Below are 21,212 nucleotides of genomic sequence, written 5' to 3'. Positions count from 1 at the left end.
GTCAGCTACCTTTCCTCGTCGTCGTGTCGGCGACGAGCTCGCGCATCGCCTCGTCCAACTCTAGCCGGTCGGGCAGATCGCGCCCGGCCGGTTCCACGGTGACGTCCTCGGCGATGTAGTGGAACGCCGCGCGCACGTCCTCGGGCCGGATGTCCTCCCCCGCCGCCGCGCGCCGGTCGGCCCAGGCGATGCGGTAGACCGCCAGCTGCAGCGCCGCCTGCCGGGCCTTCTCGCCCACCGGCCGCCGCCCCGTTTTCCAGTCGACGACCATCCACTCCCCGCCGATGCGGAACACCGCGTCGATGCGGCCGACGATGCGCCGCCCGCCGACGCCGATGTCGAACGGTTCCTCCACGAACTCCGGCGCCAGATCCGCCCATCGGCTCCCCGAGAACTTCTCCTTGAGCGTGTCGACGGCCACGTCCGCCACCTCTCCGTCGTCGTCCGCCCCGGCGAACAGGTCATCGTCGTCAAGCAACGCCGCGGAGCCGAAGCGATTCTCCAGCCAGGCGTGGAACGCGGTGCCGCGGCGCGCGAAGCGGTTCGGCTTGTAGGGCAAGGGGCGAGCGCGGCGGCGCGCGAAGGCCTCCGGATCGGCGCGCAAAGCCTGATACTCGCTGGTGGACAGCTGCACCGGCATGGGCACCGACACCGACTCGGCGCGGGCGCGGCGGCGCTCCTCGAGGAGGATGGAGACCTCGTCGTCCCAGAGGCGGGAAATGTCGCCGTCCAGTGGAGCTGGAGCTTGATTCTCCCTCACCAGTTCCGCCGCGCGCTCGAGGGCGGCGCGGCGCTCGCGGTCGGGGGCGGCCGGCCAGACGACGCCTTCCGCGTCGGGGATGGGCAGGGGCTCGTCGGAGACTTCGTCGACCCAGATCTCCACGGCATCGGGGCGCAATGCGCGCAAGGACGTCAGATGCGCGGAGGGGCCGTCGGGCTTCTTGCGGCCGGGCGTCATCCGCTGGCTGCCGGAGACCAGCAGCGTGTCCTCCGCACGGGTGAGGGCGACGTAGAAGAGGCGGTCGGCCTCGGCGACCTTCGCGTCGCGGTACTGCGCCTTGTGCTCGTCGAGGGCGGCGGCCAACTCGCCCTGGGTCTCCGCGTCCGACGTGTCCAGCACGGGCGCGCCATCGCCGGATTCGCCGTCGCCGACGGCATCGGAGGGCAGCAGCTGGGCCTTGGTCAGCCACGTGTCCACCATGACCTCGTCGTAGACGGAGGCGCACACGTGCGGCACCGCCACGACGTTCCACTCGAGGCCCTTGGCCTTGTGCACGGTCATGATCTCGACGCGATCGCCCTTCATCCGGGTCTTGCCGGGCTCCAGGCCCTTGTCGTGGGCGGCGGCGCGGTCCAGGTAGCCGAGGAAGGCCGGCAGCTCGCCGCCGAGGCGCCGGGAGAAATCCGCGGCGACCTCGGTGAACCTGTCCAGGTGCACGGTGCCCGCGCCACCGCCGGCGGCGGCCTCGACGCGGATGCCGAAGGCCTCCTCGATGTCGGCGATGAGCTCCGGCAGCGGCTTGCGCAGCGAGAACCGCCGCAGGTTGCGCAGCACGGCCGACAGCTCGCCGATGCGGCGGCGGCCCTCGTCCGAGTAGCCCGGCGCGGACTCGCCCTCGTCGCGCAAGGCGGGGTCCGCCACCGCGTGGCCGAGGCCGGTCGGCGGCGTCGAGCGCTCCCGGGCGATCCGCTCCAGGTCGGCGTCGAGGGCGGACAGGGGCCCGTCGATCTCCGGCGCCTCCCCCTCCCCGTCGCGGGCGTAGCGGGCGAGCTGGCGGGCGCGGCGCCCGAGCGCGGCGATATCCGCCGCGCCGAGCGGGGACCGCGGCCACGTGAGCACGCGCAGCATCGCGGCGTCGTCGGCGGGGTCGGCCAGCACGCGCAGGCAGGCGATGACGTCGAGGATCTCCGGCAGCGTCAGCAGCCCCGCCAGGCCCACGATCTCCGCGGGCACGCCGGCGGCGGACAGCGCGTCGAGCACCGCCTTGGAGTGCTTGTTCTTGCGCACCAGCACCGCCGCGGTGATCGGGCGGCCGGACTCGCGCGCCGCCCGGAATTCCTCGGCCATGTGGTCGGCGACCCACGCCAGCTCGTCGTCGGCCGTCGCGTGCAGCGCCAGGCGCACGGTGCCCCGGCCCGCGCCCGTGCGCGGCGTGAGCTCCTCGACGGTACGGGGGCCCGCGCCGAACGCGCGGGCGGAGACGTCGTTGGCCAGTTCCAGCACCGCCGACGGGTTGCGCCACGACGTCAGCAGCTGCTTCTTCTCCGCCGCACTGCCGTCGGGGCGCGGGAAATCGGTGACGAACCGGGTGAGGTTCGCCGCCGTCGCCCCGCGCCATTCGTAGATCGCCTGCATGGGGTCGCCGACGGCCGTCACCGCCGTACCCGCGAACAGGGCGCGCAGCAGCACGCGCTGGGCGTGCGAGGTGTCCTGGTACTCGTCGAGCATGACCACGCGGAACCGCCGCCGCTCGGCCGCGCCGACCTCCGCGATGCCGTCGGCGAGCCGGGCGGCCATGGCCATCTGCCGGCCGAAGGTCACCGCCCCCTCCTCCTCGTGGCGCCGCCGCAGCTCCCCGACCAGCGGCAGCAGCGCCAGCCGGTCGCGCTGGGCGCGCAGCGGGGACTCCAGCTTCGAGTGCAGGTCCTTCTTCTGCCGCGGGGACTTCGGGGTCTGCACGATGTTCGCGATGAACGCCTCGGTCTGCTCCCGCACCTCCGCCACCGACGCCAGGTTGGAGTCGATCTCCTCCGACAGCGTCATCAGCTTTGCGACGAGGTCCGCCACCCCCAGTTCCGTCGCAATCGCCCCGGAGTCGCGCACCAGCTCCCACGCCATCTGCCACTGCGTCGCGCCGTCGAGGACCTCCGCGCCGGGTTCGGCCGGCAGCAGCAGGCCGTACTCGCGGACCAGGGAACCCGCGTAGGCGTCGTAGGTGGAGACCTCGGGGGTGATCACGCGCAGCGCCTCGCGGACCTCCGGCGCGGCGACCCTGTCGAAGGCGCGGCTGGCCGCCAGCGCCGCCAGCCGCTCGCGGATGCGCTGGCCCAGCTCGCGGGCGGCCTTGCGGGTGAACGTCAGGCCCAGGACCTCCTCGGGGCGCACGAAACCGTTGGCCACCAGCCACACGACCCGCGCCGCCATGGTCTCCGTCTTGCCCGCGCCCGCACCTGCGACGACGAGCAGCGGCTCCGGCGGCGCGCCGATGACCTCGGCCTGCGCCGAGGTCGGCTGATGCGGCTGGCCGATCATCCGGGACAGCGTCACCGGGTCGATCGTGGTCGCGCTCATCGGTTCCCCTCCTTCGCCGGGCACGCCAGGCGCACCCCGCAGTGATCGCAATGCCGGCCGGGCGTGGCCAGCGAACCCGGTCCGCGCAGGGCGGAGGCGACTCCGAGGACCGTCTCGCGCCACTGCTCCAGCTGCTCCGGCGTCCGCGCCGACTGCACCCGCACCGACGCTCCCGAAGCCGCGGGCTTGCGGGGATAGACGAGCTTCGCCCCGGCGACCTCGTGGCCGGATTCGGCCAGCGCCAGCTGATACGTGGCCAGCTGCGGGTTGGCCTCGGCATCGGCGACGCTGGGCAGGCTCGCGCCGGTCTTGGCGTCGACGATGGTCACCCCGCCATCCGGGTGCTCCTCCAGGCGGTCGACGCGCCCGGCGATCACGGCGTCGTCGCCAAGCGGGACCTTGACCCCGACCTCCGTGCCCACCGCCGCCGACCCCGCGGCCCACGCCGCCCAGGCCCCGACGGCGGCGGTCCACTCGCGCTGCATGGCCTCCACGCGCCACGCGGGCTCGTCGACGATCTCCGGTAGCGCCCGGGCCAGCGACGACGCGGCGTCCTCGACGGACACGCCTTCCTCCATGGCCTCGACGACGCGGTGGAACGCCGTGCCCAGCGCCATCTGGTCCGACGACGACGGCTGCTCCAGCAGCGCCCGCAACGGGCACTCCAGGACCTTGCCCACCTTCGACGGGCTCACCCGCACCGGCGGCGACTCCACCGGCGCATCGGTGCTGGGGTCCGCCAGGCCCCACCACTGCGAGGGATCGGCCCCCGGCACCCCGTCGGCGGCCAACCGCGCCAACTGGTGCGCCGCCTGGGCGCGTCGCACCGGGCCCGCCGACTCCGACAGCACCGCCGCCCGCAGCTCCGCGAGCAGCGAATTCATGGACAGCACGCGGGTGACGTCCTCCGAGGTCTCGGCAACGGGCAGATCGGCCGACTGGACGGTCCCGGCGGTGGACTTCAGCTCCACGTCCTCCCCGAGCTCGCGGAGGAAACGGCTCGGCGCGCCCTCGTCGTCCGGCGCGTCGACGGCGGTGACCAGCAGGCGGCGGCGGGCGCGGGAGACGGCGACGTGGAACAGGCGGCGCTCCTCCGCCAACCGCTCCGCGGCGTGGGACACGGGCGTGCCCGGCACGATGCCCTCGTCGAGAAGGTCGACCAGCTCGCCCTGGCCGACCACCGACCCCGTCCGGCCAAGCGAGGGCCACACGTCCTCCTGCACCCCGGCGACGGCGACGGCCTCCCACTCCCGGCCCAGCGCGGCGTGGGCGGAAAGGATGACCACGGCCTCCCGGTCGGCGCCGCGGCGGTCGCGGGCGCCCGTCGGCAGCTCGTGGGCCGCGATCTCGCGGACGACGCCGGCGATGGTCACCGAGGGATCGCCCTCGACGAGGTCGCCGAGGAAGTCGAAGAACGTCATGACCCCATCGAGATCCCGGTCCGCCGCCGACCCCGCCGCACCGCCGCGCAGCGACGCGGCCATGAGGTGATCGGCCAGGCCCGAGGACTCCCACAGCGCCCAGGCCACCGCTTCGGCGCCCTCGGCGCGGGCGGCGCGGCCGGCGTCGAGGATGCGCAGCGGACCGGCCAGCACGTCGCGCTCGCGCTCCGGCAGCCCGGCGATGAGCTCCTCCTGCTCCGCCGTGCGCTCTTCGGCGGCGAGCAGCCCGACGATGCGGTCCATCGCCCGGCCTCCGGCCAGATCGGCGCGGCGCACGCCGCGGACCAGGCGCGTCAGGGTCACCGGGTCCGCATTGCCCAGCGGCCCGGTGAGCAGGCGCTCCCACTCCGACGGCTCCAGGCCCCCGTCGACCGCCCGCAGCGCCAGCACCAGGGCGGCGACCATCCGCTGCTCGCCGAGCACCACGTCGGTGGGGTCCATGCGCACGGGCACCCCGGCGCGGGCCAGGGACCGGTGCAGCGCCGACTCGCCCGCCCCGGATCGCACGAGCACCGCCATGTCCTTCCACGCCACCCCGTCCTCCAGGTGGGCGCGGCGCAGGAAGTCGGCGATGGTGGCCTTCTCCCCCATCCCCGTGTCGTGGACGACCACGCGGGCGACCGGGCGCTGCCCGCCCACGCGCATGCCGCGGATGCCGCGCTCGGGAGGGGTGCCCGGCAACCGGGCCGAGACACGGTTGGCGGCCACGGCGATCTCCGGCGTCGCCCGCCACGAGGAATGCAGGACGATGCGCCGCCGCGGATCCGCGACGCCGTCGAGGAACGCCGGGTCCGCGCCGCGGAAGCGCAGCACCGACTGGTCGTGGTCGCCGGTGATCACCGCGAGGTCCACGCCCGGCAGCAGCGCGCGGATGAGCTCCGCCGACTGCGGATCGAGGTGCTCGGCGTCGTCGACGAGCAGCACCCGGATGCCGGCCTCCGCCACCAGCGACGGATCGGCCCCGACCGCCGCCACCGCCGCAGAGACCAGTTCCGCGGCATTGAGCTCCTCGTGCCACGCCAGGCGCATCACCCGCCGGTACTCGCGCAGGAACGTCCCCGCGGCCACCCACTCCGCGACGCCGTGCTCGCGGCCCAGCGCCTCCAGCTCATCGGCGCCGACGCCGCGCTCGGCGGCGCGCAGCAGCAGATCCCTCAACTGCCGCGCCATGCCGCGCATCCGCAGCGCCGGGACCAGCCGCTCCGGCCAATACGCGCCGCCGGCATCCGCGTGGCCCTCGAGCAGCTCGCGGATCACCGCGTCCTGCCGCGCACCGGTGGCCAGCGCCGGCTCCGGGCGCCCCGCCCGCACCGCCGCGGCGCGGACCAGGGCGAACGCCATCGAATGCACCGCGCGGACCATGCCGCCGGACCCGGCTCCCGCCGAGCGCGGCAGCCTGCGCGCGACGTCGTCGCGCAGCCTCGACGCCGCCTCCTTCGACGGCGCGAGGATCTGCACCGAATCCGCCGGCCACCCCGCCGCCACGTGCGCCACGGCGAGATCCGCCAGCAGCGACGACTTCCCCGTCCCCGGGCCCCCGACGACCTGCCACGCCGCCCCCGGGACCTTGAGATCCGCCAGTCGATCGTCGCCCGGGAACAGTGCGGCGACCGGCCCCTCCCACGTCCGGCGGGCCGGCGCGGCCGGCTCGGTCAATCGCACGGAGGGCATCTGGTTCATGGCGACATCATCGCACACGCCCCGGATGCGTTCGAACGGGCGTTCCCCGTCACAGGCGGGCGCGCACCAGCTCCGCCGCCCGGGCCAGGCCACGCCACGCCGCGGGCCTGGAGCCCGGATGCGCCGCGTGGAGGAACAGGCGGTTGCAGATCGCCCGCGCCAGCAACCCGTCCCACTCCGGGAGGTGGTCGAACCGGCCCAGCAGGTCCTCGTCTGCGCCGCCCCACGCCAGGGCGTCCACCGCGGCCACGGCCTGCGACCACCCCGCCGGGTGCCAGCGCGGCACGAGATCGACGAACAAGGGGGGTGCGGCACCGTCGTAAAGCACCGTGCCCACCGGATCCCCGTGCACCAGCTGGCCCTCGGCGCGGAGCTGGCCGCGCAGCCCGATCAGCCCGCCGGCCGCCGACAGGGCTTCGGCCGCATCGCCGCGGGGCACGGCCTCGGGATCGAGCACGCTCTCCAGCTGCTCGATGGGGTTCTCCGCCCACGCGGCGCGGTCGCAGACGTCGAAGACGTCGCCGTCGCCGCCGCGGGCCAAAAACCGCGGGCGCTCGACGCCGGACAGGGCCTCCTCCAGCCGCCCACAGGCGACGATCGTCTCGTCGGCGCGCGGCTCAGGGCGGCCCGGGCGATGCTGGCGCGCCCGCCAGCCCGCCAGCACGTGCCGGCCGTCGCTGGTGCGCACCGGGCGCGCGACCGCGGCGCCGTCGACGGCTAGGACCTCGAGAACCTTCGCCGACCACGCCGCGCGCGAGGAATCCGCCACCGCCGAAATGACCGTGTCTCCGTAGATCCAGCCGTCGTCCCACGCCGCGCCCGCGGGCTCGGGCGTGCCGGAGACCCCGAAGGCCTCGGGGACGTGGGCGGGGGGCAGCCCGGTCATCGCGCGCCCCCGGCGTCCGGCGCGAAGCGGAATTCGCGGAAGGACATCGCCGCGGAGTCGTAGAACAGCACGCGCCCCGACAGCGGCTTGCCGAATCCGGTGATCACCTTCACCGCCTCGGTGGCCATCAGCGTGCCGATCGTCCCCGGCACCGTGCCCAGGATCCCCGTCTGCTCGGCGGTGAGCACGGTCTCCGGCGCCGGCGGTTCGGGGTACAGGTCGCGCAGCCACACGCGCCGCCCGCCGCCGAGGTCCAGCCCGAAGACGCTGACCTGGCCGCCGAGCTGGCGGATGCTGCCCCACACCTCCACCACGCCGAGCCGGCGGCAGGCGTCGGCGATGAGGTAGCGGGTCTCGAAATTGTCCGTGCCGTCGATGACCAGGTCATGCCCGGCGACGAGCTCGTCGATGGTCTCCGCGGTCAGCCGCGCGTCGACGGTCGCGATCTCGATGTCGGGGTTGAGCGCCGCCATCTTCTCCGCCGCCGACTCGACTTTCGGCCGACCGATGTCCTCGACCCTGTGGATGACCTGCCGCTGCAGGTTGGTCAGGTCGACGCGATCGTCGTCGACGATCGTGAGCTTTCCGACGCCCACCGCCGCCAAGTAGAAGCCGACCGGCGAGCCGAGGCCGCCCGCCCCCACCATGAGGACCTTCGCCGCGCCGAGCTTTCGCTGCCCCTCCTCGCCGAAGCCGGGGATGGGCAGGTGCCGGGCAAAGCGCTCCGGATCGAACCCGGGCTCAGCCGAGCGGGTAGGGCCAGGGGTTCGGCGCGCAGCGGGCTCCGTCATCGGGGTACACCTCGTTCGGGTTGAGCTCGTTCAATTCGGAATTGTCCAGCGACAGCGTCTGCTGCATCATGATCGGCGCCACCGCGCCGTCGCCGCCGCACGCCTCGTGGGCGGCGTAGCCGATGGCGTGGCCGACCTCGTGGTTGATCAGGTACTGGCGGTAGCCGCCGAGGTCGCCCTCGAAGGTCAGGGCGCCGCGCACCCAGCGGGCCTCGTTGATGAGCACCCGCGTCGGGCCGCCGGCGATGTCCGAGATCGAGCAGCTGGTCTCCAGCGGGATCTCGTAGCCGCACTGCTCGTGCGCCGTGTTGGTGGACACGAGCTGGAAGATCAGCCCGGGGTCGTCGTCGCGGGCGACGTGGCGGAACGCGAAGGCGTCGTCGCGGATCCAGCCGCGCTCGTCGGCCAGCGTCGCGTCGATCATTCCGGCGAAACCGTCGGCGCCGCCGAAGCGGGCTGGGTCGACGGTGTCCTCGATTTCCACGGCGTAGCGCAGCACGTCGTCGTTGCCGGAGCCCACCTGCTCGGTGACCAGGTCGACGGGCACGAAGGTGCCGGACGACTCTTCGGTGAACGGGCCGCCCGGGGGCAGCTGGCCGACGTCGAGGTTCTCCGCGTAGCCGCCCTCGGGCACCGGGCCCTTGGGCAGCTCGCTGGTCGTGGCCGACTGCTCCGTGGTCTCCCCGCGGACGTCGCGGACGACGTCGACGACGACGATGACCGTGAGCACCAGCAAAACGGGGATGGCGTATGCGCGCCATCCCCATTCACGGGCGAACCTGACGAAAAACGACTCTTTGCTCATGCGCGTGCGCTGCCGGACCGTGGCGCGCGGATCAGGCGATGAAGCCGACCTGGCGGGGGGCCGCCGGGCCGACCTGCACGTACGCGATCTTGGAGATCTGCGCGAAGTACGTCTTGCCGGCGCCATCGACGAGCTCGAGGACGCCGTCGCCCGAGGCGAGGCGGCCGGAGATCGAGGTGGCCAGCTCCTGGCCGCCCTCGACCCCCGAAATGTTCAGCTCGCGGGGGTTGTCAACGAATCCGATGGTGATGTCCATGCGGGACATCATAACCCGGGCCGTCACGGCTAGTATCGGGGACGACCGTGCAGCACCGATGTGAAGGAGATCCAAGGTGGCAGACCGTCCCGCGCCGACTTTCGTCGAATTGGGGGTCGCGGCGGAGATCTGCGACGCCCTCGCGTCCGGGGGCATCACCCGAACCTTCGCCATCCAGGAGCTCACGCTGCCGCTGGCCCTCGACGGGACGGACATCATCGGCCAGGCCCGCACGGGCATGGGCAAGACGCTCGGTTTCGGCGTGCCGCTCATCGACCGCGTCTTCGACGACGCCCGCGTGCCCGAGCCGGACGGCACGCCGCGCGCGCTGGTCGTCGTGCCCACCCGCGAGCTGGCGGTGCAGGTCGGCGAGGATCTCGCGCCGATCGCGAAGTCGGTGGGCCTGCGGGTGACCACGATCTACGGCGGCCGCCCCTACGACGAGCAGATCGACGTGCTCGATGCGGGCGTCGACGTCGTCGTCGGCACGCCGGGCCGCCTCATCGACCTGCACCAGCGCGGCAACCTCAATCTCGGCGCGGTGCGGGTGCTGGTGCTCGACGAGGCCGACGAGATGCTCGACCTGGGCTTCCTGCCGGACATCGAGAAGATCCTGCGGGCCGTGCCGGAGGGCCGCCAGACCATGCTGTTCTCGGCGACGATGCCGGGGCCGATCCTCAATCTGGCCCGGACGTTCATGGACCGCCCGGTGCACATCCGCGCCGAGTCGGGCGAGTCGGAGGCCAGCATCCACGACACCACCCGCCAGGTGGTCTTCCAGTCGCACCAGATGGACAAGCTGCCCGTCATCGCGCGGATCCTGCAGTCGGAGGGCCGCGGCCGGACCATCATCTTCGCGCGCACGAAGCGCTCGACGGCGTCGGTGGCCGAGCAGCTCGGCGAGCGCGGTTTCCATGCCACGGCCGTCCACGGCGACATGGGCCAGCCGGCGCGCGAGAAGTCCCTGAACGCCTTCCGCTCGGGCGACGTCGACGTGCTGGTGGCCACGGACGTCGCGGCGCGCGGCATCGACATCGACGATGTCACGCACGTGATCAACCACCAGGTCCCGGAGGACGAGATGACGTACGTCCACCGCATCGGCCGCACGGGCCGCGCGGGCAACACGGGCACGGCGGTCACGCTGGTGGGCTGGGACGAGATCCAGCGCTGGAAGATGATCGACGACGCGCTGGGCCTGGGTTTCCCGGAGCCTCCGCAGTGGTTCTCCACCTCCCCCGAGCTTTACGACGCCCTGTCGATCCCCGATGACGCCTCCGAGAAGGTCGGGCCGCCCCGCCCGGTGCTGGGTTCGCGTCCGGTGAAGGATCGCGGGGACCGCCGGCGCCGCCGATGAACCGCAATCGGATCGCGGCGGCGGTCATCGTCGCCGCGGTCGTCGCCGTCGTGGCGTGGACGTGGTGGCGGGCGCCGGCGCGCGGCGTCGACCATGTCGCCGCGGACGCGCCCTTCGCCGCCGCCGATGCGCCGGCCGCGGTGCCGGAGGCTCTGACCGAGATCTGGTCGGTCCCGGCGCCGCTGTCGTCGGCGCCGTTCACCGTCGACGGCCTGGCCATCGCGGCCGACGAGCGCGGTGTCACCGCCGTCGATCCCGGCACCGGCGAGGCCGTCTGGTCGTATCACCGCGACATCCCGCTGTGCGAGGCGATGGTCTCCGACGGCCGCGTCGTCGCGGTTTTCCGGGGCGAGGCGGGCTGCGGCGAGGTGACGTCGCTCGACGCCTCCGACGGGTCCTACGCGGGCACGCGCCGGGGCATGTCGTCGGACGAGGTCGAGCCGGTGCGCTCCAACGACCGCGCAGGGGTGCGCGACGACCGGATGGTGGAGCTGTGGCGCGACGACCTCGTGCGCACCGTCGAATACGGCTTCGTCGAGGCCTCGTCGGAGCCGGGCATGCAGCCGCACCCGGGCTGCACCGTCGCCGACGCCCTGACGCGCAGCGACATGCTCGCGGTGGTCAACGACTGCCCCGACGGCCACCGGCTGCTCATCCAGGAGGCCACCCCCGAGGAATCCCGCGAGCCGGAGATCCACGCCGACGTCGAGCTCGACGGCCCCGCCCGCCTGGTCGCCATCGGCCAGTTGTCGGCCGCGGTGCTCGTCGACGGTGAGGTGCGCACCTTTTCCAAGGAGGGCCGGCCGGGCCCCTCGTGGCGCCCCGCACCCGGCGAACTCCCGGCGCAGCCGGCCATGCTCACCGCCGATCTGCCCCACCACATGACGTGGTTCACGGGCACCGCGCTGGCCGCCTTCCGCCCCGACGACCTGTCGCCGGCGTTCGTCGTCCCCCATGCGCTCGGCCCCGGCACGGCGGTCGGCGAGGAATTGCTGGTCCCCGTTCGCGGTGGACTGGCGCGCATCGACTGGGACACCGGCGAGGCCATCGGCACCATCCCCGTCGCCCGCCCCGAACTCGCCCCGGGCGAATCGGTGACGGCGGCGGTCGCCGGCGACGTCATCGTCGAAAAGCGGGGCGGCGAGCTGGTGGGGCTGCGGACTCAGGCCCCGTAGGCGTTGGCCGCCCAGTCGACGGCCTTGGGGTTGAACATGCAGGCCAGCGCACCCAGCGCGAACAGCACCGTGATCAGGCCCAGCGAAATGGCGCCCGAGGTGAACATGTAGAAGGCCACGCCCGCCAGGCACAGGTTGAGCATGACGATCGGCCCGCGCCCCCACCGGTGGCCGCGCAGCAGGAACACCGCGCCGGTGAGCACGGCGCCGAAGATGAAGTAGAACCACAGCGCCGTGCCCCACCCGGAGATCACGGCGCCGGGATCCTCGTAGCCCTGGAAGTCGCGGACCATGAGGAAGGCGCCGTAGCCCAGGCCGAGGATGCATTCCACGACCGCGATCCAGGCGCCGATGAGCACGGAGCGGGGCGCCGCCAGGGGCGCGGGACGGTTGGCTGCGGAAGATCGGCTGTTCACGCCAACACCATATCGCCCATTACGATGGGGCACGTGCGCGCCCTGCTGATCTCCAACCCCAATTCGACGTCGATCACCGAGTCCCTCACCCGGACGGTGGTCTCCGAGCTGCGCGATGTGCCGGACCTGCACCTGCGCTCGGTGTTCACGGCCCACCCGGGCCATGCGACGGCGATCGTCACCGGCCTGACCCGCGACGACTGCGACGTCGTGGTGTGCATGGGCGGCGACGGCACGGTCAACGAGGTGATCAACGGCCTGCTCGGCTCCGCGTCCGATGGGCGCCCGGTGCGCCCGGCCGGCGAGCTCCCGGCGGTGGCGGTGATCCCGTCGGGCAGCGCCAACGTGCTGGCCGGCGCGCTGGGCCTGCCGCGCGACCCGAAGCTGGCCGCCCGCGTCATCGCCGACAAGCTCGCCGATGGCGAGGACCGCCCCATCACCGTCGGCCACGTCGACGGCCGGTGGTTCGCCGTCAACGCGGGCCTGGGCATCGACGCCGAGGTCATCTCCACCATGGAGGACGCCCGCGCCAGCGGCGCCAGCGCCAATCCCCTGCGGTACGTGCCCATTTTGCTGGCCTCGTGGAACCGCATGCGCGCCAATCCGCCGCGCATCACCGCCACCGCCGACGGCGAGACCATCGGCGACGGCCTGCCGTTCGCGGTGGTATCCAACTCGAATCCGTGGACGTTCCTGGGCGACCTCGCCGTGGTCACCAACCCGGGCACGACGCTCAGCGGCGGCCTCGGCTTCTTCGGCATCACCTCGGTCGCGGGGCCGAAGGGCATGGTCGCCGCGCTGCGGCTGGCCGGGGCCGGGCAGACCCTGTGGAAGCTGCTCGGGGTCGGGGAAAGGGAGCTTCGCGACGACGACGTCGCCCACGTCACCCTCACCTCCCCGGAGCCCCTGCCCTTCCAGATCGACGGCGAGTACGTCGACGAGCGCTCGCGGGTCGAGATCACGTGCGCCCGTGATGCGGTGCGGTTCATCGCGCCGGCCGAAACCCGGGAGTACGGCGAGGATGTCGGGGACAAGGCATGGTGGGTCCGGCTGGGCAAGATGCTCGACCGGAGGTTCCGGGCCCTGCTGCTGCCCCGCCGCGGCGGACGCCGTTAACCTTCGGTTCGGCTATCCGCGGGCCCCTCACCTGCGGATGTAACGTGCGGTTCACCTTCTTGTGACGTTCCGCACTTTTTCTGGCGAAGGTCTTCACAACCGGGCCATGACGTGTCATCATTCATCAGGACCGCGGGGGGAGCGAATACCTCCACCCGCATTCGACCGGCGGGCGCCTCGCGCTCGCGGTCCGCGGATCCGACGGTGAACCCCCTGATTCCCCCAACCGGGACATCACGCCGCCCGGAACTCCGCACGTTCATCAGATGCATGGGGAGCACAACGCAGTCGCGAGGCGGCCATGGGCCGCCCGTTCCCCCGTGCCCCACCCGGGTTTCGAAAGAAGGAGTTTTTGTCATGGATTGGCGCCACAAGGCCGTTTGCCGCGAAGAGGATCCCGAGCTGTTCTTCCCGGTCGGCAACTCCGGCCCCGCCCTCGCCCAGATCGCGAAGGCCAAGGTCGTGTGCAACCGCTGCCCCGTCACCTCGCAGTGCCTCGCGTGGGCCCTGGAGACCGGCCAGGATGCCGGCGTGTGGGGCGGCATGTCCGAGGACGAGCGCCGCGCGCTGAAGCGCCGCCGCAACCGCGGCCGCACCCGCCGCACCGCCCGCACCACGGTTTAAGTTCCCCCGACCGGCCAATGTAGACTGGCCAGGTTGAATTCACCCCGAACCGGAGGAGGCACACAATGAGCAAGCGTGGCCGCAAGCGCAAGGACCGCCGCAAGAAGAAGGCGAACCACGGCAAGCGCCCCAACAGCTGATCGACACCGATCAACGGCGAACCCCGCCCCATCATCGCGATGGCGGCGGGGTTTTCGCGTCCTACAGTTCGCGCCCTAGAATTCGCCCGACGAGCGGTAGGTCACGCGGATGCGGGTGGTGATGCGCCTGCGCAGCTCCGTCGGCGCCGGTTCGCAGCAGCAGCGGCGCAGCAGCTGGCGCAGCGCCCGCTCGCAGCCGACGTCCTCCAGGCACCGCGGGCATTCGCGGATGTGCCGCTCCAGGATCCGGGTCTCCTCCGGGTCGCATTCGCCGCAGAGCAGGGAATCGAGCCGCCGGCGCACGTCGGCGCACGACCCGGGGTGTCCGCAGGGCTTCGCGCTGTCGTTCATCGATTCACCTTTCCGGGATGTCCGTCCTTTTCGGCCTCGCGGATGAACCCGCGATCCTTCGCCACACCCTTCAACGCCTCGCGGAGCTGTTTCCTTCCACGGTGCAGCCGGGACATCACGGTTCCGATGGGCGTCTCCATGATCTCGGCGATCTCCTTGTACGGCAGCCCCTCGACGTCGGCGTAGTAGACCACCATCCGGTAATCCTCGTTGAGGTCCATCAATGCGGCGCGGATCTCGTCGTCGGGAAGCAATGCCATCGCCTCGACCTCCGCGGACCGCAGGCCCGACGACGTGTGCGACGCGGTCTCGGCGATCTGCGAATCGGTGATGTCGTCCGTCGCGTACTCCGCCGGGCGGCGCTGGGCCTTGCGGTAGTTGTTGATGTACGCGTTGGTCAGGATCCGGTACATCCACGCCTTGAGGTTCGTGCCCGGCTTGTACGACCGGAACCCCTGGTAGGCCTTCATGTAGGCCTCCTGCACCAGATCCTCCGCATCGGCGGGATTGCGGGTCATGCGCAGGGCGCCGCCGTAGAGCTGGTCGAGCAGGGGCAGTGCGTCGCGCTCGAAGCGCTGCGCCAACTCGGCGTCGGTCTCTTCCGTGCGCACCGTGCCCCCGCCATCGGTTCCCGTGGCTTCGGCTGTCATGGTTTCCATCTTATGCCGGGCGGTGACAGGATCGGGCCATGGGCACAAAGTCGGCGACACCGGCCATCGCCGCCTGCGCGGCGGCGGGCATAGAGCACACGGTCCACCATTTCCCGCATTCCGACGGCCACTTCGGCGAGGACGCGGCCCACTGGCTCGGCGAGCACCTGGGCGTGGAGGCGGGGCGGATCCACAAGACGCTCGTCATCGAGCTCCACGGCAAGCGAACCGGCCTTGCCGTCGCGATCGTGCCGGTGACCGGGCGGCTCAACCTCAAGGCCGCGGCCAAGGCGCTCGGCGCATCGAAGGCGGAGCTGGCCGACCCGGCCGCCGCCCAGCGCTCGTCGGGCTACGTCGTCGGCGGCATTTCGCCGCTGGGCCAGAAGCGGGCGCTGCCCACGGTCCTCGACGCCGGCGCCGGCGCCCACGCCACCATCTTCGTCTCCGGCGGCCGCCGCGGCCTGGACATCGAACTGGCCCCGGCCGACCTCGCGGCGCTGACGGGCGCGGCGTCGGCGGACATCGCCGACTGACCCCCGGCCTCAGGGCTCCAGCAGCCACTCGCCGTCATTGGCGACGTTGCCCACGGCCTTGTTCACCGGCCGGACCTCCAGCTTCTCCACCAGGGACGGATCCGTCATGCCCACGTCGCCGCCGGCGAGCCACTGCGCAACCTCGTCGTCGTCAAGCACCCGGGGCATGCGGTGGTGCAGATCGGCGAGATGGCCCACCGCATCGGTGGTCAGCAGCGTCGCGCTGACGATGTCGCCGCAGCGGGCCCACAGGCCCGCCACCAGCAGCGGCCGATCGCCCGGCGCGGGCACGAAGAACGGCGCCTTGTCGCGCCACTCGTACCAGCCGTCCATGGGCACGACGCAGGGCTCGCCGTCGCGGAAGACGGGCTTGTCGCGCCACGTCTCCGCCCGCGCGTTGAAGTACGGGGTCTTGGGCATCGACTTCGACCAAGGCGGCACCAGCCCCCACCGCACCTGCGCGGCCAGGGTCGTCTCCCCCACCCTGGCCAGCGCCGTGATCGGCATGGTCGGGGCGACGTTCCAGCGCTTCCCCGGCAGCGGCCCGTCCGCCTCGATCGGCGCGAGCCCGGGCACGCCGGAGAGCTTGTCGACGAGCTCGTCGCCGATGGTGAAGGTCACGAATCGTCCGCACATGCCCCAATCGTCGCACCCCTTGCCCCACCGGCGCCCGTGTTTGGGGGATGATGGACCCGTGACTTCCCCCCATGAGTTCTGGCCAGCCCCCGCCGCCGAGCACCCGGTGACCGCGACGGTCTCCATCGGCGGGTCCAAGTCCATCACCAACCGCGCGCTGATCATCGCGGCGCTGTCGTCGACGCCGTCGACGATCCACGGCGCCCTGCGCTCGCGGGACACGGACCTGATGATCTCCGCCCTCGAGGCGATGGGCACGGAGATCCGCACCGGCTCCGGGTCGTCGGGCACGCCCAACCGCACGCTGGAGGTCACGCCCCACGTGCTGCGCGGCGGGACCATCAACTGCGGCCTGGCCGGCACCGTCATGCGCTTCGTGCCGCCGGTGGCGGCCATCGCCACGGGCTCGGTGTTCTTCGACGGCGACCCCGAGGCCCGCGTGCGGCCGATGGGCGCGGTGCTCGGCGCCCTGCGCGACCTGGGCGCCGACATCGACGGCGACGCGCTGCCCTTCACCGTCAACCCGGCCGGCGACGTCGGCGGCGAGGTCGAGATCGACTCGTCGGCGTCGTCGCAGTTCGTCTCGGGCCTGCTGCTGGCCGGCCTGCGCTACCCGAAGGGCCTTACCATCCGGCCCATCGGCGAGGTGCCGTCGCGCCCGCACATCGACATGACCGTGGACATGCTCCGCCAGGCCGGCGTCACCGTCACCGAGGACTCCCCCGCCGACGGCGGCGCGTTCCACGTCCACGCCGGCGAGATCCGCGGCCGCACGTGGCACGTCGAGCCGGACCTGTCCAACGCCACCCCGTTCCTCGCCGCGGCCGCCGTCACGCAGGGCCGCGTCACCGTCGCCGGCTGGCCCGCCGACACCGTCCAGCCAGGCGACCGTATCCGCGAGATCCTGCAGGCGATGGGCTGCCGCGTGCTGCTCAAGCCCCGCGGCGACGGCACCTCGGGCGTCCACGACCTCACCGTCGAGGGCCCGTCGGCGCTGCGCGGCATCAACCTGGACATGGGCGAGATCGGCGAGCTGGCCCCGACCGTCGCGGCGCTGGCCGCGCTGGCGGACACCCCGTCGGAGCTCACCGGCATCGCGCACCTGCGCGGCCACGAGACCAACCGGCTGGAGGCCCTGGTCACCGAGATCAACCGCCTGGGCGGGAAGGCCTCCGAGCTGGAGGACGGCATCCGCATCGAGCCGGCCCCGCTGCACGGCGGCCAGTGGATGTCCTACGCGGACCACCGCATGGCCACCGCGGGCGCGATCATCGGCCTGCGGGTGCCCGGGGTGCGGGTGGAGAACATCGCCACCACCGGCAAGACCATGCCGGACTTCGACATCCGGTGGACCGAAATGGTCGGTCTGCCGGTCGGCGAGGAAGGGGGCCGGCCCTGAGCCGCCGCAGCCGCGATTGGGACGAGTCCGACGTCCGCGTCCGGCCGGGGCGGGGGTCGAGGCCACGGACGAAGGACCGGCCCAAGCACGCGGACGCCAAATGGGGGCTGGTGGTCACCAAGGACCGCGGCCGGTGGGGCGTCGTCGTCGACGGCGGGACGGAGCCGCTGAACTGCATGCGCGCCCGCGAGCTGGGCCGCACGAACATCGTCGTCGGCGATCGGGTGGGCGTCGTCGGCGACGTGTCGGGGCGGGAGGGGACGCTGGCGAGGATCGTCAAGCTCGCCGACCGCACCAGCGTCCTGCGCCGCACCGCCGACGACAACGATCCCTTCGAACGCATCGTCGTGGCCAACGCGGAGCTGCTGCTCATCGTCTGCGCGGTGGCCGATCCCCCGCCGCGCACGGGTTTCGTCGAGCGCGCGCTGGTCGCCGCCTACGCCGGCGGGGTGTCGCCGGTGCTGTGCCTGACCAAGTCGGATCTGGCGGATCCCGCGGAATTCGCGGGCGAGTTCGCCGAGCTGGGCGTGCCGGTCATCGTCTGCGGGGTCGAGGACCCCGTGGAGCCGCTTCTCGACGTCGTCGGCGGGAAAGTCTCCGCCCTCATCGGCCATTCCGGCGTGGGCAAGTCCACCCTGGTCAACCGCCTGGTGCCGGGTGCGGAGCGTGCCACCGGCGTCGTCAGCGGCGTGGGCAAGGGCCGGCACACGTCGACGCAGTCGGTGGCGCTGCCGCTGGCCGGCGGCGGGTGGGCCATCGACACGCCGGGCATCCGCTCCTTCGGCCTGGCCCACGTCACGCCGGACACGGTGCTCGACGTCTTCGACGATCTGTCGGCGGCGATCGCGGACTGCCCGCGCGGCTGCACGCACCTGGGCCCGCCGGCGGACCCGGAATGCACCCTGGACAAGCTGGAGGGCGCTTCCCACCGCCGTGCCATGGCCGTGCGGAGCCTGCTGGCCACGCTCCAGGACAACGAGGACTGGGAACTCGACATTGACAGGGACTGACGCCGCCACCGCACGCGATCGGCGCTCCGCCGCCGACCTGGTCCGCCTGTGCATCTGGACCTTCGTCATCGGCGTGGCCACCGGCCTGTTCGCCGCGGCGCTGGTCTACATGCTCCACGGCATCGAGAACCTGGTCTACGGCCAGCACGAGGGCGACGTCCCCGTGGTCACCGACGGCACCACCGGGCTGCAGAGGTTCCTGGGCATCACCGTCGCCGGCCTCATCGCCGCACCGGCGTGGTGGGCGGTGCGCAGGCTGGGCCGGCCCATCAAGTCGGTCGAGGAGGGCATGTCCGGCGCCCGCATGCCCGTGATCGAGACCGCCGCCAACGTCCTGCTGCAGATGGCCACCGTCGCCGCGGGCGCCTCGGTCGGCCGCGAGAACGCGCCGCGGGAGGCCGGCGCGATGATGGCGTCGCAGCTGGCCCACCGCATCGGCCTCGACCGCGCGACCACGCGCCTGCTCGTGGCGGCCGCGGCGGGCGCCGGCCTCGGCGCGATCTACCACATTCCGCTGGCCGGGGCGGTGTTCGCCTTCGAGATCCTGCTGACGACGGTCACCGTCCGCGCCGTGATGGTCGTCCTGGCGTGTTCGGCGGTGGCCACGGTCACCGCTGGCATCGTCGTCGGCGACCAGCCGCTGTATTCGACGGTGTCGCTGTCGGAGGGCTTCGGCAATCTCACCGCCGCCCTGGCGCTGGGCGTCGTGTGCGGCATCGCCGGCCTGGTGTTCCGGTACGCGGTCTCCCGCGCCGAGGGATCGATGCCGCCGGGCGCGCACGTCCTGTGGGCGCTGCCCCTGGCGTTCGCCACCGTCGGCGCGATGTCGCTGTACCTGCCCGAGGTCCTGGGCAACGGCCGCTTCGCCGCCACCTCCGTGCTGGAGGCGACGCCGGTGTGGACCTTCGCGCTGGCGCTGGTGGTGGCCAAGACGATCGCGGTGCTCATCACCCTGCGTTCCGGCGCCGTCGGCGGCGTGCTGACTCCCGGCTTCGCCATCGGCGCACTGCTGGGATACCTGGTGGGCTTCGCCCTCCAGCCGGTGTTCCCGGCCATCCCCCCGGCGGACTTCGCGCTGCTCGGCGCCGCCGCCTTCCTGTCGACGTCGATGGCCGCGCCGCTGTTCGCGCTCATCGTCACCGTCGAGTTCACCGGCCAGTCCTCCGAGGCGTACCTGGCGCTGTTCCTCGCCTGCGCCACGGCCGCGCTGACCGGCGAGATCCTCCGTTCCGCGCTGAGCCTGCCCAAGCAGATCCAGATGCCGTGGACGCGGAAAGAGGACGACGCGGAAAGCTAGGCCGTGACCTCGCGGGTCGAGCGGCCGGTGTAGGCGGCGACGACCTCCCTGACGCCCGGGCGCAGCTGCTTGAGCAGCTTCAGGCCGGTGCGCAGGCCGCGGCGCGGGGTGGCGCCGGCATCGAGCTGGGCCTCCACGCTCGGGTACTTGGTGAACGCCTTCTCCGAACGGACCTCCGGCGCATTGTCCGGGTCGGCGACGAGGAAGCGATCCGGCAGCGACAGCTTGAGGATCGTCCGCTGGACCTGCATGAGCTGGCCGGGGAACGAGCCCGTGTTGTACGGCAGGTCGTAGTCGCGGCAGATTTCCTTGACCTGGGTGGAGATCGTCGCCAAGCGGTTGGACGGCATGTCCGGGTACAGGTGGTGCTCGATCTGGTAGTTCAGGTTGCCCGAGAGCACCGACAGGACGAAGCCGCCGTGGAAGTTGGCGGAGCCGAGCATCTGGCGCAGGTACCACTCCGCCTTGTTCTCGTTCTTGTACTGCTCCTTGGTGAACGTCTCGGCGTCATCCGGGAAGTGGCCGCAGAAGATCACGGCGTAGGCCCAGACGTTGCGGATGAGGTTCGCCGCGGCGTTGGCCTTGGCCACCTCGGCCCAGCGCGGGCCGGCGAGCAGCGGGAACAGGGCGTAGTCCTTGAGCAGCTGGCGGCCCGACTTCTGGAACACCTCGATGAGCTGCGAGCGGGCGTCCTCCCACTTCTTCTTGCCCACCATCACCGCGCCGAGCTCGACGTCGTAGAACGCCACGGCCCACTGGAACAGCGAGGCCAGGATGATGTTCTGCACCGGCTGCGTCAGAGTGGACGGCTTCCACTTCTTGTCGCGGGTGACGCGCAGGATGCCGTATCCCACGTCGTTGTCCATGCCCAGGACGTTGGTGTACTTGTGGTGCACGAAATTGTGCGAGTGCTTCCAGCCCGACGACGGGCAGGAGTTGTCCCACTCCCACGTCGACGAGTGGATCTCCGGGTCGTTCATCCAGTCCCACTGGCCGTGCATGACGTTGTGGCCGACCTCGAGGTTCTCCAGGACCTTGGCCAGGCCCAGCGACGCCACGCCGGCCCACCACAGGCCCTTGTGGGCCGGGGTGCGCAGCGAGCGCGGCAGCAGGCCGCCCTTGCGGGTCTTGTAGCCGGCCTTGTCCAGGGCCATGCCAAGCGTCGGCAGGACCAGCAGGCCGCGGCCGGCGACCTCCAGGCCGCGCTGCACGCGGATGAGGGTGCGGATGTAGCGGGCGTCCTTCGGGCCCAGCGTCGCGCGGTGCTCGGCGGCGATGGCCTCGAAGCGGCGCCCGATCTCGGCGACGTCCTCCTCGGACAGGTGCGAATAGGCCTTGATGTCGGCGATTGCCATG

General features: G+C 72.4%; 20 protein-coding genes. 9 read left to right on the top strand and 11 right to left on the bottom strand.

The features are described 5' to 3' along the window. Position 1: 1 nt before the first annotated feature. From ACFWGD_RS05560 to ACFWGD_RS05535, 6 genes are read right to left on the bottom strand one after another with little or no spacing between them, the layout of a single operon-like run. Positions 2-3,292 (bottom strand): UvrD-helicase domain-containing protein, encoded by a 3,291-nt coding sequence (locus tag ACFWGD_RS05560; protein WP_377777602.1) that lies wholly within the window; start codon positions 3,290-3,292, stop codon positions 2-4. Next, positions 3,289-6,414: an ATP-dependent helicase gene (locus tag ACFWGD_RS05555; protein ID WP_377777601.1), complete on the bottom strand. Its 3,126-nt coding sequence runs from the start codon at positions 6,412-6,414 to the stop codon at positions 3,289-3,291. Before ACFWGD_RS05555 ends, ACFWGD_RS05560 begins: the two co-directional genes overlap by 4 nt. A gap of 49 nt (positions 6,415-6,463) precedes the next feature. Continuing rightward, the gene (locus ACFWGD_RS05550; protein WP_377777600.1) at positions 6,464-7,300 is read right to left on the bottom strand and encodes a TIGR02569 family protein; all 837 of its coding nucleotides are present in this window, start codon (positions 7,298-7,300) and stop codon (positions 6,464-6,466) included. Then, on the bottom strand, positions 7,297-8,091 hold the full coding sequence (locus ACFWGD_RS05545) for a HesA/MoeB/ThiF family protein (RefSeq protein ID WP_377777599.1): 795 nt from the start codon (positions 8,089-8,091) through the stop codon (positions 7,297-7,299). The genes ACFWGD_RS05550 and ACFWGD_RS05545 overlap by 4 nt, the downstream gene beginning before the upstream one ends. Further along, on the bottom strand, positions 8,042-8,896 hold the full coding sequence (locus tag ACFWGD_RS05540; RefSeq protein WP_377777598.1) for a DUF3152 domain-containing protein: 855 nt from the start codon (positions 8,894-8,896) through the stop codon (positions 8,042-8,044). Before ACFWGD_RS05540 ends, ACFWGD_RS05545 begins: the two co-directional genes overlap by 50 nt. Before the next feature lie 31 nt (positions 8,897-8,927). Continuing rightward, positions 8,928-9,152 (bottom strand): DUF3107 domain-containing protein, encoded by a 225-nt coding sequence (locus ACFWGD_RS05535; protein WP_377777597.1) that lies wholly within the window; start codon positions 9,150-9,152, stop codon positions 8,928-8,930. 76 nt (positions 9,153-9,228) lie between these two features. Between ACFWGD_RS05535 and ACFWGD_RS05530 the strand changes: the two genes are divergently transcribed. Together ACFWGD_RS05530 and ACFWGD_RS05525 are read left to right on the top strand one after the other, a co-directional pair. Next, positions 9,229-10,509, top strand: coding sequence for a DEAD/DEAH box helicase (locus tag ACFWGD_RS05530; protein ID WP_377777595.1), 1,281 nt, complete (start codon positions 9,229-9,231; stop codon positions 10,507-10,509). Continuing rightward, the gene (locus tag ACFWGD_RS05525; RefSeq protein ID WP_377777594.1) at positions 10,506-11,684 is read left to right on the top strand and encodes a PQQ-binding-like beta-propeller repeat protein; all 1,179 of its coding nucleotides are present in this window, start codon (positions 10,506-10,508) and stop codon (positions 11,682-11,684) included. The genes ACFWGD_RS05530 and ACFWGD_RS05525 overlap by 4 nt, the downstream gene beginning before the upstream one ends. Here ACFWGD_RS05525 and ACFWGD_RS05520 read toward each other — a convergent pair. Then, positions 11,672-12,100 (bottom strand): hypothetical protein, encoded by a 429-nt coding sequence (locus ACFWGD_RS05520; RefSeq protein WP_377777593.1) that lies wholly within the window; start codon positions 12,098-12,100, stop codon positions 11,672-11,674. The genes ACFWGD_RS05525 and ACFWGD_RS05520 overlap by 13 nt on opposite strands. 33 nt (positions 12,101-12,133) lie before the next feature. Here ACFWGD_RS05520 and ACFWGD_RS05515 point away from each other — a divergent pair, with 33 nt between their 5' ends. The 3 genes from ACFWGD_RS05515 (at position 12,134) to ACFWGD_RS05505 (ending at position 13,980) form a co-directional block, all read left to right on the top strand. Further along, on the top strand, positions 12,134-13,216 hold the full coding sequence (locus ACFWGD_RS05515; protein WP_377777592.1) for a diacylglycerol/lipid kinase family protein: 1,083 nt from the start codon (positions 12,134-12,136) through the stop codon (positions 13,214-13,216). A 357-nt stretch (positions 13,217-13,573) separates the two neighbouring features. Then, positions 13,574-13,840, top strand: a complete 267-nt coding sequence (locus ACFWGD_RS05510) for a WhiB family transcriptional regulator (protein WP_046650008.1) — start codon at positions 13,574-13,576, stop codon at positions 13,838-13,840. Positions 13,841-13,905: 65 nt separating this feature from the next. Further along, on the top strand, positions 13,906-13,980 hold the full coding sequence (locus ACFWGD_RS05505) for a 50S ribosomal protein bL37 (protein ID WP_011274008.1): 75 nt from the start codon (positions 13,906-13,908) through the stop codon (positions 13,978-13,980). Between the two features lie 75 nt (positions 13,981-14,055). Here the strand turns inward: ACFWGD_RS05505 and rsrA are convergent, their stop codons facing one another. Then, on the bottom strand, positions 14,056-14,331 hold the full coding sequence (gene rsrA, locus ACFWGD_RS05500; protein ID WP_377777591.1) for a mycothiol system anti-sigma-R factor: 276 nt from the start codon (positions 14,329-14,331) through the stop codon (positions 14,056-14,058). Beyond that, a complete protein-coding gene (locus ACFWGD_RS05495) occupies positions 14,328-14,981 on the bottom strand; it encodes a sigma-70 family RNA polymerase sigma factor (protein ID WP_377777590.1) in 654 nt (217 codons plus the stop codon). Before ACFWGD_RS05495 ends, rsrA begins: the two co-directional genes overlap by 4 nt. Positions 14,982-15,019: 38 nt before the next feature. Between ACFWGD_RS05495 and ACFWGD_RS05490 the strand changes: the two genes are divergently transcribed. After that, positions 15,020-15,514, top strand: coding sequence for an aminoacyl-tRNA deacylase (locus ACFWGD_RS05490; protein ID WP_377777589.1), 495 nt, complete (start codon positions 15,020-15,022; stop codon positions 15,512-15,514). A gap of 9 nt (positions 15,515-15,523) precedes the next feature. On the opposite strand, the gene ACFWGD_RS05485 is transcribed toward ACFWGD_RS05490, so the two are convergent. Then, the gene (locus ACFWGD_RS05485; RefSeq protein WP_377777588.1) at positions 15,524-16,150 is read right to left on the bottom strand and encodes an SOS response-associated peptidase; all 627 of its coding nucleotides are present in this window, start codon (positions 16,148-16,150) and stop codon (positions 15,524-15,526) included. A 58-nt stretch (positions 16,151-16,208) separates the two neighbouring features. Here ACFWGD_RS05485 and aroA point away from each other — a divergent pair, with 58 nt between their 5' ends. Genes aroA through ACFWGD_RS05470 form a run of 3 tightly spaced genes read left to right on the top strand, consistent with a single transcriptional unit; the run spans position 16,209 to position 19,856 of the window. Beyond that, complete coding sequence (gene aroA, locus ACFWGD_RS05480; RefSeq protein WP_377777587.1) at positions 16,209-17,549, top strand: 3-phosphoshikimate 1-carboxyvinyltransferase; 1,341 nt, start codon at positions 16,209-16,211, stop codon at positions 17,547-17,549. Continuing rightward, positions 17,546-18,559 carry a ribosome small subunit-dependent GTPase A gene (gene rsgA, locus ACFWGD_RS05475; RefSeq protein ID WP_377777754.1) on the top strand — a complete coding sequence of 338 codons (1,014 nt, stop codon included), beginning with the start codon at positions 17,546-17,548 and terminating at the stop codon, positions 18,557-18,559. Before aroA ends, rsgA begins: the two co-directional genes overlap by 4 nt. After that, positions 18,546-19,856: a chloride channel protein gene (locus ACFWGD_RS05470; protein WP_377777586.1), complete on the top strand. Its 1,311-nt coding sequence runs from the start codon at positions 18,546-18,548 to the stop codon at positions 19,854-19,856. Before rsgA ends, ACFWGD_RS05470 begins: the two co-directional genes overlap by 14 nt. Here the strand turns inward: ACFWGD_RS05470 and ACFWGD_RS05465 are convergent. Further along, entirely contained in the window at positions 19,853-21,211 is a 1,359-nt protein-coding gene (locus ACFWGD_RS05465) for a fatty acid desaturase family protein (RefSeq protein WP_377777585.1), read from the bottom strand. The two genes, ACFWGD_RS05470 and ACFWGD_RS05465, sit on opposite strands and share 4 nt — an antisense overlap. Position 21,212 lies beyond the last annotated feature (1 nt).

The sequence above is a fragment of the Corynebacterium sp. NPDC060344 genome, from assembly GCF_042725215.1.
In the GTDB taxonomy this organism is placed as follows: Bacteria; Actinomycetota; Actinomycetes; order Mycobacteriales; family Mycobacteriaceae; genus Corynebacterium.
Note: the sequence above shows the minus strand (reverse complement) of the source record. Positions and strands in the feature narration are given on the sequence as shown.

Excerpts from the sequence above, each read along its gene's own strand:
- rsrA (WP_377777591.1), bottom strand. The coding sequence starts at position 14,331 with ATGAACGACAGCGCGAAGCCCTGCGGACACCCCGGGTCGTGCGCCGAC.
- ACFWGD_RS05510 (WP_046650008.1), top strand. The coding sequence starts at position 13,574 with ATGGATTGGCGCCACAAGGCCGTTTGCCGCGAAGAGGATCCCGAGCTG.
- ACFWGD_RS05525 (WP_377777594.1), top strand. The coding sequence starts at position 10,506 with ATGAACCGCAATCGGATCGCGGCGGCGGTCATCGTCGCCGCGGTCGTC.
- ACFWGD_RS05540 (WP_377777598.1), bottom strand. The coding sequence starts at position 8,896 with ATGAGCAAAGAGTCGTTTTTCGTCAGGTTCGCCCGTGAATGGGGATGG.
- ACFWGD_RS05550 (WP_377777600.1), bottom strand. The coding sequence starts at position 7,300 with ATGACCGGGCTGCCCCCCGCCCACGTCCCCGAGGCCTTCGGGGTCTCC.
- ACFWGD_RS05545 (WP_377777599.1), bottom strand. The coding sequence starts at position 8,091 with ATGACGGAGCCCGCTGCGCGCCGAACCCCTGGCCCTACCCGCTCGGCT.
- ACFWGD_RS05560 (WP_377777602.1), bottom strand. The coding sequence starts at position 3,292 with ATGAGCGCGACCACGATCGACCCGGTGACGCTGTCCCGGATGATCGGC.
- ACFWGD_RS05555 (WP_377777601.1), bottom strand. The coding sequence starts at position 6,414 with ATGAACCAGATGCCCTCCGTGCGATTGACCGAGCCGGCCGCGCCGGCC.
- ACFWGD_RS05535 (WP_377777597.1), bottom strand. The coding sequence starts at position 9,152 with ATGGACATCACCATCGGATTCGTTGACAACCCCCGCGAGCTGAACATT.
- ACFWGD_RS05485 (WP_377777588.1), bottom strand. The coding sequence starts at position 16,150 with ATGTGCGGACGATTCGTGACCTTCACCATCGGCGACGAGCTCGTCGAC.
- ACFWGD_RS05465 (WP_377777585.1), bottom strand. The coding sequence starts at position 21,211 with ATGGCAATCGCCGACATCAAGGCCTATTCGCACCTGTCCGAGGAGGAC.
- ACFWGD_RS05495 (WP_377777590.1), bottom strand. The coding sequence starts at position 14,981 with ATGACAGCCGAAGCCACGGGAACCGATGGCGGGGGCACGGTGCGCACG.
- ACFWGD_RS05490 (WP_377777589.1), top strand. The coding sequence starts at position 15,020 with ATGGGCACAAAGTCGGCGACACCGGCCATCGCCGCCTGCGCGGCGGCG.